The following is a 14708-nucleotide window of genomic DNA, read 5'->3' on the forward strand; positions in this document are numbered from 1 at the left end:
TGGGGGCCGCCGGAGCGCGGTCCCCCGGGCCGCCGACGAGAGCGGGCCCGTCCGTACCGCCGGTGGCGGGACGGACGGGCCCGGGGTCCTGTGCGAGCCCTCCTAGTCGGTGCCCGGCCTGCCGGTCTCGGGTCGGGGCGCCGGCTCGGCCGGGGCGGGGTCGGGCCGCGCGGCGGTCTCGGGCGCCGCGGCCGGGGTGTCGGGGGCGCCGGAGGCGGCCTCCGGCGCGGCCGGGACGTCCGGGGTCGCGGGGGCGTCCGGGACCGCGGCGGCCTCCGGGGTCGCGGTGGCCTCAGGGGTCGCGGACGCGGCGGGGGTCGCGGCGGTGCCGGTGCCCGGGGCCGCCGGGGTGCCCGTGCCGGACGCGTCCGCGCCGGCCGCGGGGGCGGTGTCGCCGTCCGCGCCGGGGGCCGCCTCCTCGGCGGTCGACGGGGCGGTCGGGGACTCCTCGGTCTCGGCCCGCCGCCGGGTGCCCTCGGGGCGCCGCCACGACTTGGACTCGCCGATGACCGTGCCGCACACGGCGCGCAGCCGGTCGATGGAGATGGCGCCGCTGCGCAGCACCCGCGGGACGGCGTAGGTCAGGTCGACGATGGTCGACGGGGTGTCGTCGGCGCACGGCCCGCCGTCGAGGTAGACGCCGACGCTCTCGCCGAGCTGCTCGGCGGCGTCGGCCGCCGTGGTGGCCGCCGGCCGGCCGGACAGGTTGGCGCTGCTGACGGCCATCGGCCCGACCTCCTTCAGCAGCTCCAGGGCGACCGGGTGCATGGGCATGCGCACGGCGACGGTGCCCATGGTGTCGCCCAGGTCCCACGACAGGCTGGGGGTGGCGGCGCAGACGATGGTCAGCGGTCCGGGCCAGAACTCCTCGATGAGGTCCTGCCCCCGGGTGCCGAGGTCCTCGATGAGGGCGTGCGCGGCCCGCACCGAGCCGACCAGGACGGGCGGCGGCATGTCGCGGCCGCGGCCCTTGGCCTTGAGCAGGTCGGCGACGGCGCTCGGGCTGAACGCGTCGGCCCCGATGCCGTAGACGGTGTCGGTGGGCAGTACCACCAGCTCGCCGCGCCGGACGGTGGAGGCGGCATCGGCGATGCCCTCCCTGCGTCGCTGGTCGTCGGCGCAGTCGTAACTGCGGCTCACCTGCCATCACCCCTCTCGATCGACGCCCGAAGGCGCGGAAGACGAATGCGAGACCCGCTACGCGCCGTCGGCCCGCCGCATGACGACGAACCGGTCGCGGTGCGCGAGGTCCTTGCGGTTGCGGACGTCGCGCCAGCCCAGCTCCTCGGGGAACAGGCGCGGGATGTCGATGCCCTGGCCGTCGCCGTGCTCGATCGCCATGGCGCCGCCGGGGCGCAGCAGCCGGCGGCCGACGCCCTCGAGGTCGCGGATCGTGTCGAGGCCGTCGGGCCCCGACCACAGCGCGGGCGCGGGGTCGTAGTCGCGCACCTCGGGCGGGATCAGGGCGGCGTCGGCCGTGGGGACGTAGGGGGGGTTGCTGATCAGCAGGTCGACGCGGCCGTCGAGTTCGGGCAGGGCCCGGCGGAGGTCGGCCCGGTGCGCGGTGACCCGGTCGGCGTGCCCGCTGGCGGCGATGTTGCGCTCGGCCCACGCCAGCGCCCCGGGGTCGACCTCGACGGCGTGCACGCGCGAGCGCGGGACCTCCTGTGCGATGGAGATGGCGATGGCCCCGGACCCGGTGCCCAGGTCGACGACGAGGGGGTCGGCGACGTCCATGGCGCGCAGGGTGTCGATGGCCCAGCCGACCATGATCTCGGTCTCGGGGCGGGGGACGAACACGCCGGGGCCGACCCGCAGTTCGAGGTAGCGGAAGTAGGCGCGGCCGGTGATGTGCTGGAGGGGTTCGCGGGCGGCGCGGCGGGCCACGCACTCCCAGTAGAGGGCGTCGAAGTCGGCGTCGGCGACCTCGTGCAGCTCTCCTCGACGGACGCCGTGCACGTACGCCGCGAGTTCCTCGGCGTCGGTGCGCGGCGACGGGACGCCCGCGTCCGCCAGCCTCAGCGTGGCGCGGGCGACCTCGTCGAGCAGGAAGTTCATGACTGGGCTTGCTCCAGCCTCTCCTTGGTGTCCGCGTCGATGAGGGCCTGGAGGACGGCGTCGAGTTCGCCGTCGAGGACCTGGTCGAGGTTGTAGGCCTTGAACCCGACGCGGTGGTCGGAGATCCGGTTCTCGGGGAAATTGTAGGTGCGCACGCGTTCGGAGCGGTCGACGGTGCGGACCTGGCTGCGGCGCTCGGCCGCGGCCTCGGCGTCGGCGCTGGCGCGCGCCTCGGCGAGCAGCCGGGCGCGCAGGATGCGCATGGCCTGCTCCTTGTTCTGGAGCTGGCTCTTCTCGTTCTGGCACGAGACGACGATGCCGGTGGGGACGTGCGTGATGCGCACGGCGGAGTCGGTGGTGTTGACGCTCTGCCCTCCGGGGCCGGAGGACCGGAACACGTCGATGCGCAGGTCGTTGGCGTCGACCTCGACCTCGACGTCCTCGGCCTCGGGCACCACGAGCACGCCGGCCGCGGAGGTGTGGATGCGGCCCTGCGACTCGGTGACGGGGACCCGCTGCACGCGGTGCACACCGCCCTCGAACTTCAGCTGCGGCCAGACGCCGCGGCCGGGTTCGGGGGTGCCGCGGTTCTTGAACGCGATGGTGATGTCCTTGTAGCCGCCGAGGTCGGAGACGGTGGAGTCGATGATCTCGGTCTTCCACCCCTGGCGCTCGGCGTAGCGCAGGTACATGCGCACCAGGTCACCGGCGAACAGGGCGGACTCCTCGCCGCCCTCGCCGGCCTTGACCTCCATGATGAGGTTCTTCTCGTCGGCGGGGTCGCGCGGGACGAGCAGGCGGCGCAGCCGCTCGGTGAGCCGGTCGCGCTCGCCGGCCAGCTCCTCGGCCTCCTCGGCGAAGGCCGGGTCCTCGGCGGCGAGTTCGCGGGCGGCCTCGATGTCGTTCTCGACCTTGTTCAGCTCACGGTAGGCGCCGACGATCGGGGTGAGCTGGGAGTAGCGCTTGCCGAGGGCGCGTGCCCGCGCCTGGTCGGCGTGCACGTCGGGGTCGGCGAGCTGCTGCTCCAGCTCGTAGTACTCCCCCAGGAGGTCGTCCAGCTTCACGTCGCGTCCCTCGTCGTTGGCGGTGATGGGCGCCGCCGCCCGCATCGGGGAGCGGCGCCGGACCTACGCATGGCGGCGCCGGTCGCGCCCGCCTCGGGCGGGACGCGGTCCGGCGCCGCGGGCAGACGCTACTTGCGCTTGCCGAAGCGCTTCTCGAAGCGGGCGACCCGGCCGCCGGTGTCCATGATCTTCTGCTTGCCCGTGTAGAACGGGTGGCAGGCGGAGCAGATGTCCGCGCGGATCACGCCGTCGGTGGCCGTGCTGCGGGTGGTGAACGTGTTCCCGCAGGTGCAGGTCACCTGGGTGACGACGTATTCGGGGTGGATGTCGGCTTTCACGTGATCTCCTCGCTAGGTGCGGTCGCCGGACGCACGGGGACGGCGGGCGGGCGCGCGGGGCGCCCGCGGCCGCGGCGTGCGCGAACCGGTCCCGCGGCGGTCGATATACCAGTTTGCCAGACCTTCAACCCGGATCCGACCGGGAGCTATTCCCTCGGCTCCCTCAGCCGCCGTCCTCGCCCCGGCCGGTGCCGGTGACGGGCTCGCTGGGGTAGTCGGTGGGCGTGGGGTCGGGCTCCTCGGGGGCGTCGGGCGGGCACATGGCCAGCTCGATCATCTCCCAGGCGGGCGGGTCCGGGTTCTCGGCGTAGCGGGCCTGGAAGAGGGTGAAGTCCCGGTCCTCGCTGTGCACGGTCCAGTTGCGGTACCCGGGGATGTTGCCGGAGTGCATCCACACGTCGACCCCGCAGGTCAGCGTATAGGAACGGGGGCCCAGCGCGAAGCCGTACCCGTCGTCGTCGACGGCCTGCACGTCGAGCATCGCGGCGAGCATGTCGGGGCCCAGCACCTCGCCGTCGAGCAGCCCGCGCCAGAAGCGGTTGACGTCGCCCACGGTCGACACGATCTGCGCGGTGCCGTACCACCGGGTGGGGTTGAACTCGGTGATGTCGCTGGGCACCGGCTCGGCCCCGGCGTAGGGCGGCAGCGCGAGGTAGGCGTGCATGACCGGGCCGGGCATCTCGGAGTCGGCGGGGATGGAGGTGCCGGTCAGGCCCAGGGGTTCGATGATCCGCTCGGTGACCGCCTCGGCGTAGGGGCGGCCGGTCAGCTCCTCGATCACCATGGCGGCGAGCACGTAGTTGGTGTTGGAGTAGGCGGCGTCGGTGCCCGGGGCGAACACGGGGCCGTGCGCGTTGGCGACCGCGACGAGCTCCTCGGGGCGCCAGCGCCGGTGCGGGTCGGCGTCGACGGGCGGCATGTCGCGGTTGTAGCTGAACAGGCCGCTGGTGTGGCTGAGGACCATCCGGAGGGTGATCCGGTCGCCGCCGTCGACCACGCCCGGCAGCAGCTCCTCCAGGGTGTCGTCGAGGCCGGCCCGGCCGGAGCCGACGAGCTGGAGCAGCGTGGCGGCCACGAACGGCTTCGACAGGCTGGCGATGCGGAAGTGCGCGTCGGGGTCGACCGGGGCCCCGGTGTCGCGGTCGGCGACGCCGGACACCCCGTTCCAGGTGTCCGTGCCGTCCTTGTTCACCAGGGCGAGTTCGGCGACGGCGCCGCTGGAACCGGCGGCGACGACCTCGTTCAGTTCGCGCTGGAGGGTGATGCGCTCCTCGGCCGTGATGCGCGGCGGGTCGGGCTCCGGCCGGGACGCGGTGCGCAGGTCCTCGGGGTCGGGCGGCCGGGTGGTCTGCACCGCCACCAGGATCGCGGCGGCCGCCACCGCGACCCCCGCCACGGCGGCCCATCGCTTCGTGTCCATCGGCTCGCCATCGAAGCACGGAAAGCGGATTTTGGCGAATACGCGGAGTTTCCGCGGCCGCCGTGGCGGGCATACCGTCAGGTTGTGCGCGCCGTCCGCGCCGAGCGGAGCAGGAGCACCGCCACCGCGACGAGCCCGGCCGCCACCGCCGCGAGCAGGACCGTCCCCGCGTTGAGGCCGATGCCGTACACGAACAGGTACGTCAGCGCACCCGACAGCAGCAGGTAGTACACCAGCGGGATCACGGTCTGCCGGATGAGGTCGCCCTCGCGGCCGACCAGCCCCACCACCGCCGCGGCGGCCACCACGTTGTGCACGGTCACCATGTTGCCCGCGGCCCCGCCGACGGCCTGCCCGGCCACCACGGTCTCCGGGGCGACGCCGATCCGCTCGCCGGTCGAGAACTGGAACAGCGAGAACATCAGGTTCGACACCGTGTTGCTGCCCGCGACGAACGCGCCCAGGGCGCCGATCCACGGCGCGAACAGGGGCCAGGACCCGCCGGCGAGCGAGGCCGCGCCCTCGGCGAGGGTGAGCGGCATGCTGTCCAGGCCGCCGGTGCTGTACTCGGCCCCGCTGTTGATGAAGACCCGCACCAGCGGCACGGCGAACAGCAGCGCGACCGCGGCACCGGCGAGCTGGCCGCCGGCCATGCGCCACGCCGCGGCGACCTGCGCCCGCCGCATCCGGTGCAGCAGGCAGGTCACCAGGCTGACGGCGATGAACACGCCGCCCGGCGAGTACAGGGGCTGCACGGCGTCGCCGATGCCGGTGCCGAACAGGTCGTCGGCGCGCAGCTCCACGCCCTGCAGCCAGGACGTCAGCGGCGGCACCACACGGGTGAGGACGAGCAGCCCGGCGGCCAGCAGGTAGGGCGCCCAGGCGCGCAGCAGGCCGATGCGCGGGGCGCCGTCGTGGTCGGGCTCGCCGGCGCCGGGGTCGATGGCGCCGTTCCACCGGTCGTTCCAGCGGGCGCGCGGCGGGAAGTCCCACGGCTCGGCCGGCAGCAGGAACCCGCGGCGGGCGGCCGCGACGACGATCAGCAGCCCGGTGAGCCCGCCCAGCAGTGAGGTGAACTCCACACCGAGGAAGGCGTTGTAGGCGACCGAGGGGAGGGTCATCGCGAACGCGGCGAACAGGGCGAACCGCCATACGCGCAGGCCGTCCGCGAACCGGCCGCCGTAGAAGCCGCAGAGCATGCAGCAGAGGAAGACCGGGATGAGGGTGCCGCAGACGGCGTGCAGCAGCACGGTCAGCAGCCCGATGTGCTCGACCAGGCCGGGCACCGTGAGGCCGAGGGCGGCGGCGCGCTCGGCCACCTGCGGCGCGCCGGCCAGGCCGCCGTCGACGCCGACGAGGATGGGGGTGCCCACGGCGCCGAAGCTGACCGGGGTGCTCTGGATGACCAGGCCGACCATGACCGCGGCCATCGCGGGGAAGCCGAGCGCGAGCAGCAGCGGGGCCACGATGGCGGCGGGGGTGCCGAACCCGGAGGCGCCCTCGATGAAGCCGCCGAACAGCCAGCCGATGATGACGGCCTGCACCCGGCGGTCGGGGCTGATGTCGGTGAAGGTCCGGCGGATGGTCCGGATGGCGCCGCCGGTGGTCAGCGTCGCCAGCAGCAGCAGCGCGCCGAAGATGATGTAGACGAGCCCGAGGGCGAGGATCAGGCCCTGGACGGTGGAGGCGGCCACCGCCTGCCACTCCACCCGCCACACGGTGAGGGCGACGGCCACCACGACGGCGTATCCGGCGGGCATGGCGTACTTGGCGGGCCAGCGCAGGCCGACCAGCAGGACGCCGACGGTGAGGATGGGCGCGAGGGCGCACAGGGCCAGCAGGGCGAGGCCGTCCATGCCGTTCCACTCCTGGGGGTCGGGTGTACACGGTATGCACTCCCTGCGCACCCTAGATCACGGAGCGGGACGGGTAAAGGGCCGGGCGGCCCGGTGGCGGCGGGGCCCGGCGACGCGCCGGCGGCCCGCCCCCCGGGGGGCGGGCCGCCGGCACACGGTGTCCGCGGGCGTCAGTGCTCGTTCGGGTTGACCGTGTTCTTCTGCACCTGGAGCAGGAACTCCGCGTTGCTCTTGGTGTCCTTCATCTTGTCCAGCAGCAGTTCCAGGGCCTGCTGGGTGTCGAGGGCGTGCAGCACCCGGCGGAGGCGCCAGACGATGTTCAGCTCCTCGCTGGACATCAGGATCTCCTCCTTGCGGGTGCTGGAGGACTCGACGTCGACCGCGGGGAAGATCCGCTTGTCGGCGAGGGACCGGTTGAGCTTGAGCTCCATGTTGCCGGTGCCCTTGAACTCCTCGAAGATCACCTCGTCCATGCGCGACCCGGTCTCGACCAGGGCGGTGGCGAGGATGGTCAGCGAGCCGCCGTGCTCGATGTTGCGCGCCGCGCCGAAGAACCGCTTCGGCGGGTAGAGCGCGGTGGAGTCGACACCGCCGGACAGGATGCGCCCGCTCGCCGGGGCGGCGAGGTTGTAGGCGCGGCCCAGCCGGGTGATGGAGTCGAGCAGCACCACGACGTCCAGGCCCATCTCGACCAGCCGCTTGGCGCGCTCGATGGCGAGCTCGGCGACGGTGGTGTGGTCCTCGGCCGGCCGGTCGAAGGTCGAGTGGATGACCTCGCCCTTGACCGTGCGCTGCATGTCGGTGACCTCTTCGGGCCGCTCGTCGACGAGGACGACCATGAGGTGGCACTCGGGGTTGTTCTCGGTGATCGCGTTGGCAATCGACTGGAGCACCATCGTCTTGCCCGCCTTGGGCGGCGACACGATGAGCCCGCGCTGCCCCTTGCCGATCGGCGCCACCATGTCGATGATGCGCGTCGTCAGGATCTGCGGCTCGGTCTCCAGGCGCAGCCGGTCCTGCGGGTACAGCGGGACCAGCTTGGAGAACTCGGGGCGGTTGCGCGCCTGGTCGGGCGCCATGCCGTTGATGGTGTCGAGGCGGACCAGCGCGTTGAACTTCTCGCGCCGCTCGCCGTCGCGCGGCTGGCGGACCGCGCCGGTGATGGCGTCGCCCTTGCGCAGGCCGTTCTTGCGGACCTGCGCCAGCGACACGTACACGTCGTTGGCGCCCGGCAGGTACCCGGTGGTGCGCACGAACGCGTAGTTGTCGAGGATGTCGAGTATGCCGGCGACCGGGAGCAGGACGTCGTCGTCGCTGATCACGGGCTCCGGGTCCTGGCGGTCGCGGCCGCGGCGGTCGCGGCGGTCACGCCGCCGGCCGCGGCGCCGACCGCTGCCGAAGTCGTCGTCGGGGGCGCCGCCACCGCCGCCGCGGCTCTGTCCGCCCTGCGGGCCGCTGTCCTGCTGCTGCGGCTCGGGGGCGGCGTCCTCGCGGTTGCCGCGGTTGTTGCGCCGGTTGCGCTGCCGGTCCCGACCGGACTGGCCGTTCGGGGAGTCGGAGCCGCTCTTCTGGGGGGTGCTCGATGTCTTGGTCACGCTGCTCGCGGTGGTAGAGGTATCGGGGCCATCCGACGGCCGGCCCTCGCCGGCGTCGTCGCCGCGCTTGCTGCGGGACGAGCGGCGGGTACGTGCGGACTTCTCGGCGCGGTCGGCCTGCTCCGGCTCGGCGGCGCGGGGTCCGGAATCGGACTGCGCCGCCGCGGTGTCGGCCGGGGCCGGCTCGGCGCCCGCGTCCTTCCTGGCCGCGGAGCGACGTCCGGAGGCCGCTCCGTCGGTCGCGTCGACCTTACCCGCTGCGACCCCGGTCTCGGAGGTCTTCGCGGATTTCGCGGCGGGCGCGCCGACGGGCCCGCCCTGCTTGGTCTCGATCGCGGCGATGATGTCGTTCTTGCGCATCCGCCCCGTGCCCGTGATCCCGAGACTCGACGCCAGCCGCTGCAGCTCGGTGAGCTTCAGCGCCGACAGGCCGGTGCCGCCGGAACGGCTGCGGGACCGCGCGGGCGCGCTCGTGGCGGCCGGAGCTGCGGAGTCGCCGGAATCCGCACCGGGCGCGGTGGTGTTCTGCTGCGTGCTGACCGCCGCGTCCGTGTGGAGTTCGGTGGTGTCGCTCACTAAGGGTCCTTCCCAAGGAGCGGGCTAGGCCGTCATGTTGTCGTGTACGGCCGGCCCGGTGGTGCGAACCGGCGGGGGCCGGGTCGGGCATTGCCCCACGTGGATGTCGGGATCCGTCGAACGGGGCCCTTACCCGAGCGCGGCGGGCTCGGGGTACAGCCAGACATCGGGGCGATGAGCTCGGTCGTGCTGCCCGTGGACCATTCTGTCGTGCTCGCCGGACGAGGAATCGACAACGGTGGGGTAGGCAGAGCCACGGGAAGACCGCGAACTCGACACAGTGCCCACCGTGCGCAGCGCTCTCATGGAGAAGACCACGTGCGCTTGGGACGCGGGAGCCACTGTGGCGGATGAGCACACGCCCCGCATCGGGGCATCTGGTGCTTCACCTAGCCTAACATCACCGGAGCCCACAGCTATTCCTCGACACAGGTTCATGAACGGGGAGAACTGATCCACACCCCTGCCGCATCGATTCTTAAGGGGTGTATGTGCCATCCAGTACCCGTTCGTTCCCGTATTGAATCAACCCGCTCCCCAATGTTTTGCGTGTCACCGTCCGCGCGCGCGGCATCACCGGCGGCGGGGATTTCGGGGGTGTGGCAGAGCACGAGCACCGTCGGACCGGCACCCGAGACGACGGCGGGCAGGCCGTCCAGCTCGCGCAGATCCCGGATCAGCCGGGCACTGGCGGGCATGGCGGGTGCGCGGTACCTCTCATGCAACCGGTCCTCCGTCGCCTCCAGCAACAGTTCGGGCTGGCCGGAAACGGCCGCCACGAGCAGTGCCGCACGACCGGCCGTGAACGCGGCGTCGCCGTGCGGGACCACCTCGGGCAGCAGGCCGCGCGCGGCCTCGGTCGACAGCCGCTCCTCGGGCACGCACACCACCGGCCGCAGCCGGGACGACACCGGGACCCGCCGCGCCGCCCAGCCGGCGGCGCCGCGCCAGGCGACGGTGAGGCCGCCGTAGACGCACGGCGCCACGTTGTCGGGGTGGCCCTCGATGTCGGCGGCCAGCGCGAACAGGCGGTCGCGGTCGACGTGCTCGGCGCCCCCGGCGGCCAGGGCCAGCCCGGCCGCCGCGCCGCCGACGATGGCCGACGCCGAGGACCCCAGCCCCCGCCCGTGCGGCACGGCGTTGCGGCAGCGCAGGTCGACACCGGTGAACGGGACGCCCGCGGCGTCGAACGCGCGCCGCAGCGCCCGCACCACCAGGTGCGTGCCGTCGAGCGGGACCTCGCCGGCGCCCTCGCCGTCGACGGTGACGCGCACGCGGCCGTCGTCGCGGGCGACCGCCTCGATCTCGTCGTACAGGCCGAGCGCCAGCCCGAGGGCGTCGAATCCGGGGCCGAGGTTGGCGCTGGTGGCCGGGGTGCGGACGCGCACGCCCGTCGGGCGTGTCTGGGACATGCGGGTTCTCCGGTGGGGCCGGGGGCCGGGGGGCCGGTGGGGGCGGTGGGGGCGGTGGGTCAGGCCAGGCCGAGGGCGGTCGCCGCGGCGTGCGCGTCGACGGGGACGGTGGTGGCGGACGAGGCGCCGGCCAGCGCCCAGTCGGGGTCCTTCAGCCCGTTGCCGGTGACCGTGCACACCACGCGGCTGCCGCGCTCGATGTGCCCGGCCTCGACGGCCTGGAGGAGTCCGGCGACGCTGGCGGCCGACGCCAGCTCCACGAACACGCCCTCCTCGGCGGCGAGCAGACGGTACGCGGCGAGGATCTGCCGGTCGGTGACGGCGTCGATGCGCCCGCCGGACTCGTCGCGCGCGTTCTCGGCGTGCGCCCACGACGCGGGGTTGCCGATGCGGATGGCGGTCGCGATGGTGCGCGGCTGCTGCACCGGGGCGCCGTTGACGATCGGCGCGGCCCCGCTGGCCTGGAAGCCGAACATGCGCGGGGAGCGCGTCGAGACGCCGTCCGCGGCGAACTCCTTGTAGCCCATCCAGTAGGCGGTGATGTTGCCGGCGTTGCCGACGGGCAGGCAGTGCACGTCGGGGGCGTCGCCGAGGGCGTCGACGATCTCGAACGACGCGGTCTTCTGCCCCTGGATGCGGTACGGGTTGACCGAGTTCACCAGGGCGACGGGGTAGTCGACGGCGAGCTTGCGGGCGAGCTCCAGGCAGTCGTCGAAGTTGCCGTCGACCTGGAGCAGCTTCGCGCCGTGCACGAGCGCCTGGGCGAGCTTGCCCATGGCGATCTTGCCCTGCGGCACGAGCACCGCGCAGGTCATGCCGGCGCGCACCGCGTAGGCGGCGGCGCTGGCGCTGGTGTTGCCGGTGGAGGCGCAGATGACGGCCTTGGCGCCGTCCTCGGCGGCCTTCGTGATGGCCATGGTCATGCCGCGGTCCTTGAAGGAGCCGGTGGGGTTGAGGCCCTCGACCTTGAGGTGGACCTCGCACCCCGTCAGCTCCGATACCCGGGTGGCGGGGACCAGCGGGGTCCCGCCCTCCTGGAGGGTGACGACCGGGGTGGTGTCGGTGACGGGAAGGCGGTCGCGGTACTCCTCGACGATGCCTCGCCACGCCCGTGGCATGCTCACGACAGGCCCTTTCGAACGGTGGACGTGCGCGGGGGCGGTCGGCCCCCGGGGAGGCGGCGCGGACGGCGGCCGGCGGGTGCGCCGACGGGCGTCGCGCGCCCGGCGGGAGGGATCCCGCGCGGCCTCGTGACACCCCGAGTCTAGGGCCCCGCCGGGTGCGGCCACGCATCCCCCCTGCCCCATCTCGGCAGGTGGGACGGCGGACACAGCGGGTGCCCGGCCGGGCGCGGGGCGCTCGGCCGGGCACCCGGTCAGCCCGCCTCGGCGAACGCCTCGACGCGCATCACGCTGGCGACGGCCCGCACCATGTCGAGTCCGCGCAGCCGCTCGACCGTCGCGGCCAGCGCGGAATCGGGCGCCTGGTGGCTGACCAGGACGAGCTGGGCGTCGTCGCCGGTCCCCTCTTGGCGGACGTTCTTGATCGACACCCCGTTGTCGGCGAACACCTCGGCGACCCGGGCGAGCACACCGGGGCGGTCGGCGACGTCGAGGGCGATGTGGTAGCGGGTGACCGTGTCGCCCATGGGGTGCACGGGCAGCCCGCTGTCGTGCGCGCCCTCGGCCACCGACGTCGCGGCGAGCCGGTTGCGGGCGACGGCGACCAGGTCGCCGAGCACCGCGCTGGCGGTGGGCGCACCGCCCGCCCCGGCCCCGTAGAACATCAGCCGGCCCGCGGACTCGGCCTCGACGAACACCGCGTTGTAGGCCTCGGTGACCGTCGCCAGGGGGTGCTCGCGGGGCAGCATCACCGGGTGGACGCGGACGCCCACCGACGCGCCGTCGGCCGCACGCTGGCAGATGGCGAGCAGTTTCACCACGCAGCCCATGGCCTTGGCGCTGGCGATGTCGCCCGCGGTGACCTCGGTGATGCCCTCGCGGTGCACGTCGGCGGCGGTGACCTGCTGGGTGTGGAACGCGAGCCGGGCGAGGATGGCGGCCTTCGCGGCGGCGTCGAAGCCCTCGACGTCGGCGGTGGGGTCGGCCTCGGCGTAGCCCAGGGACTGCGCCTCCTCCAGCGACTCGGCGAAGCCCGCGCCCTGGGTGTCCATCCGGTCGAGGATGAAGTTGGTCGTGCCGTTGACGATGCCCATGACGCGGTGCACCCGGTCGCCCGCCAGCGAGTCGCGCAGCGGCCGCAGCAGGGGGATGGCCCCGGCGACGGACGCCTCGTAGTACAGGTCGACCCCCGCCTCGCGGGCGGCGGCGTGCAGGGTGGCGCCGTCCTCGGCGAGCAGCGCCTTGTTCGCCGTGACCACCGACTTGCCGGCCTTGATCGCCGCGAGGATCAGCGACCGCGCGGGTTCGATGCCGCCGATGACCTCGACCACCAGGTCGATGTCGTCGCGCGTGACCAGGCCCATGGCGTCGGTCGTGAACAGCGCCGGATCGATCCCGGCACCGCGGTCGCGCCCGATCCGGCGGACGGCGATCCCGCCGACCTCCAGCGGCGCGCCGACCCGCGCGGCGAGCTCGACCGCCTGCTCCTCCAGCAGCCGCACCACTTCCGCACCCACAACGCCGCATCCGAGCAGCGCCACCTTCATCGCCATAGGGGGGTGACTCCCACTTCTCTCACGTCGTGATTCTCCGGTCCGCGGCTCCGGCTCCGCGCCCGCGGGGCCGACCCCGTCAGCCTACGTCGAGACGGAGCAGGTCCTCCTCGGTCTCCCGGCGCACCAGGGTCCGGGAGACGCCGCCGCGGACCGCCACGAGGGCGGGGCGCGGCAGGTGGTTGTAGTTGCTCGCCATCGAGTGGCAGTAGGCGCCGGTGGCGGCGACGGCGACGAGGTCGCCGGGGCGCACGTCGGCGGGCAGGTACAGGTCGTGCACGATGATGTCGCCGCTCTCGCAGTGCTTGCCGACCAGGCGGGACAGCATCGGCGGGGCGTCGCTGGCCCGCGACGCCAGGACGCAGGTGTACTCCGAGCCGTACAGCGCGGTGCGGATGTTGTCGCTCATGCCGCCGTCGACGCTGACGTAGGTGCGGATGCCCTCGACGTCCTTCACGGTGCCCACCCGGTAGAGGGTCACCCCGGCGGGGCCCGCCAGGGCGCGGCCGGGCTCGACCGCGATGCGCGGCATCGGCAGGTCGGCCGCCTCGCACTCGCGGCGGACGATGCCGAGCAGGCTCTCGGCGATCGTCTTGGGGGCGAGCGGGGCGTCGTCGGGGACGTAGGCGATGCCGAGGCCGCCGCCGAGGTCGAGTTCGGGCAGCACCACACCGGTCTCGGCGTGGATCGTGGTGAGGAACGCGGTGACGCGGCGGGCGGCGACCTCGAACCCGGCGGTGTCGAAGATCTGCGACCCGATGTGGGAGTGCAGGCCGACCAGGTTGACGTGCTCGGCGGCCAGCACCCGGCGCACCGCCTCGGCGGCGGCGCCGGTGCTCAGCGCGAACCCGAACTTCTGGTCGTCGTGCGCCGTCGCGACGAACTCGTGCGTGTGCGCCTCGACGCCCGTGGTGACGCGGACCAGCACGTCGGGCACGCGGCCGCGCTCGGCGGCGAGGCGCTCCAGGCGCTCGATCTCGTCGAAGGAGTCGACGATGATCCGGCCCACGCCGACGTCGATGGCGCGCGCCAGCTCCGCCTCGGACTTGTTGTTGCCGTGCATCCCGATGTGCGCGGCGGGGAACCCGGCGGCCAGGGCGACGGCCAGTTCGCCCCCGCTGCACACGTCGAGCTTGAGGCCCTCCTCGTGCACCCAGCGGGCGACGGCCTTGGTCAGCAGGGCCTTGCCGGCGTAGTACACGTCGGCGTCGGCGTCGCTGAAGGCGGTGCGGTAGTCGCGGGCGCGGGCGCGGAAGTCGTCCTCGTCGAGGACGTACAGGGCGGTGCCGTGCTCGGCGGCGAGGGCGGACGCGCCGACCCCGCCCAGCACGAGTTCACCGTCGACGCGCCGCGCGGTGGCGGGCCACACCCGGGGGTCGAGTTCGATGAGGTCGTGCGGCGGGCGCGGCGGGTTGTCCTCGGGCAGCACGTCGGCGTGGCGCGGACCGGCGGGGTGGGCGTAACGGCTCATGGGCGTGGACTCTCGACTGTTCGATGGCTGCTGGTGATCCGCTCCGCCCCGAAGCCCGCCCCCGGACAGAGGCACCCGCCCCTGCCAACGGGCGGCCCCCCGGCCCCCCGGTCAGGAACGCCCGGCCCCCACACGGGGGCCGGCGCCCCGTCGGGAACGGCCGCCCCTCACACGGGAGCGACCGGCGCCTTGTCGGGAACGGCCGCCCCTCACACGGGAGCGACCGGCGCCTTGTCGGGAACGG

10 protein-coding genes and 1 pseudogene are annotated in these 14708 nt (G+C 73.9%); all 11 read right to left on the reverse strand.

Annotated elements, in window-relative coordinates:
• Positions 1-491 precede the first annotated feature (491 nt).
• A pseudogene (locus NT8_RS31505) lies at positions 492-1140 on the reverse strand (L-threonylcarbamoyladenylate synthase); the annotation flags it as partial.
• Positions 1141-1197: 57 nt separating this feature from the next.
• A complete protein-coding gene (gene prmC / locus NT8_RS21835) occupies positions 1198-2058 on the reverse strand; it encodes a peptide chain release factor N(5)-glutamine methyltransferase (RefSeq protein ID WP_067972873.1) in 861 nt (286 codons plus the stop codon).
• Positions 2055-3122: a peptide chain release factor 1 gene (gene prfA / locus NT8_RS21840; protein ID WP_067972901.1), complete on the reverse strand. Its 1068-nt coding sequence runs from the start codon at positions 3120-3122 to the stop codon at positions 2055-2057. The genes prmC and prfA overlap by 4 nt, the downstream gene beginning before the upstream one ends.
• 128 nt (positions 3123-3250) lie before the next feature.
• Positions 3251-3460, reverse strand: coding sequence for a 50S ribosomal protein L31 (gene rpmE / locus NT8_RS21845; RefSeq protein WP_067972876.1), 210 nt, complete (start codon positions 3458-3460; stop codon positions 3251-3253).
• Between the two features lie 163 nt (positions 3461-3623).
• Entirely contained in the window at positions 3624-4880 is a 1257-nt protein-coding gene (locus tag NT8_RS21850) for a serine hydrolase domain-containing protein (protein WP_067972878.1), read from the reverse strand.
• 77 nt (positions 4881-4957) lie between these two features.
• Positions 4958-6736: an L-lactate permease gene (locus tag NT8_RS21855; RefSeq protein WP_067972883.1), complete on the reverse strand. Its 1779-nt coding sequence runs from the start codon at positions 6734-6736 to the stop codon at positions 4958-4960.
• Positions 6737-6906: 170 nt separating this feature from the next.
• Positions 6907-8907: a transcription termination factor Rho gene (gene rho / locus NT8_RS21860; protein ID WP_067972886.1), complete on the reverse strand. Its 2001-nt coding sequence runs from the start codon at positions 8905-8907 to the stop codon at positions 6907-6909.
• Between the two features lie 434 nt (positions 8908-9341).
• Positions 9342-10319 (reverse strand): homoserine kinase, encoded by a 978-nt coding sequence (thrB, locus tag NT8_RS21865; RefSeq protein ID WP_174549615.1) that lies wholly within the window; start codon positions 10317-10319, stop codon positions 9342-9344.
• Between the two features lie 59 nt (positions 10320-10378).
• Entirely contained in the window at positions 10379-11437 is a 1059-nt protein-coding gene (thrC, locus tag NT8_RS21870; RefSeq protein WP_174549616.1) for a threonine synthase, read from the reverse strand.
• Positions 11438-11694: 257 nt separating this feature from the next.
• Entirely contained in the window at positions 11695-12993 is a 1299-nt protein-coding gene (locus NT8_RS21875) for a homoserine dehydrogenase (protein WP_067972895.1), read from the reverse strand.
• A 79-nt stretch (positions 12994-13072) separates the two neighbouring features.
• Positions 13073-14464: a diaminopimelate decarboxylase gene (gene lysA, locus NT8_RS21880; protein ID WP_067972898.1), complete on the reverse strand. Its 1392-nt coding sequence runs from the start codon at positions 14462-14464 to the stop codon at positions 13073-13075.
• Positions 14465-14708: the final 244 nt, after the last annotated feature.

The sequence above is a fragment of the Nocardiopsis trehalosi NBRC 14201 genome, from assembly GCF_001552555.1.
Classification (GTDB): Bacteria; Actinomycetota; Actinomycetes; order Streptosporangiales; family Streptosporangiaceae; genus Nocardiopsis_B; species Nocardiopsis_B trehalosi.

What these genes read in the sequence shown, in the direction of transcription:
- prmC (WP_067972873.1), bottom strand. Translation starts at nt 2,058, where the DNA reads ATGAACTTCCTGCTCGACGAGGTCGCCCGCGCCACGCTGAGGCTGGCG.
- NT8_RS21850 (WP_067972878.1), bottom strand. Translation starts at nt 4,880, where the DNA reads ATGGACACGAAGCGATGGGCCGCCGTGGCGGGGGTCGCGGTGGCGGCC.
- NT8_RS21855 (WP_067972883.1), bottom strand. Translation starts at nt 6,736, where the DNA reads ATGGACGGCCTCGCCCTGCTGGCCCTGTGCGCCCTCGCGCCCATCCTC.
- thrB (WP_174549615.1), bottom strand. Translation starts at nt 10,319, where the DNA reads ATGTCCCAGACACGCCCGACGGGCGTGCGCGTCCGCACCCCGGCCACC.
- thrC (WP_174549616.1), bottom strand. Translation starts at nt 11,437, where the DNA reads ATGCCACGGGCGTGGCGAGGCATCGTCGAGGAGTACCGCGACCGCCTT.
- NT8_RS21875 (WP_067972895.1), bottom strand. Translation starts at nt 12,993, where the DNA reads ATGGCGATGAAGGTGGCGCTGCTCGGATGCGGCGTTGTGGGTGCGGAA.
- lysA (WP_067972898.1), bottom strand. Translation starts at nt 14,464, where the DNA reads ATGAGCCGTTACGCCCACCCCGCCGGTCCGCGCCACGCCGACGTGCTG.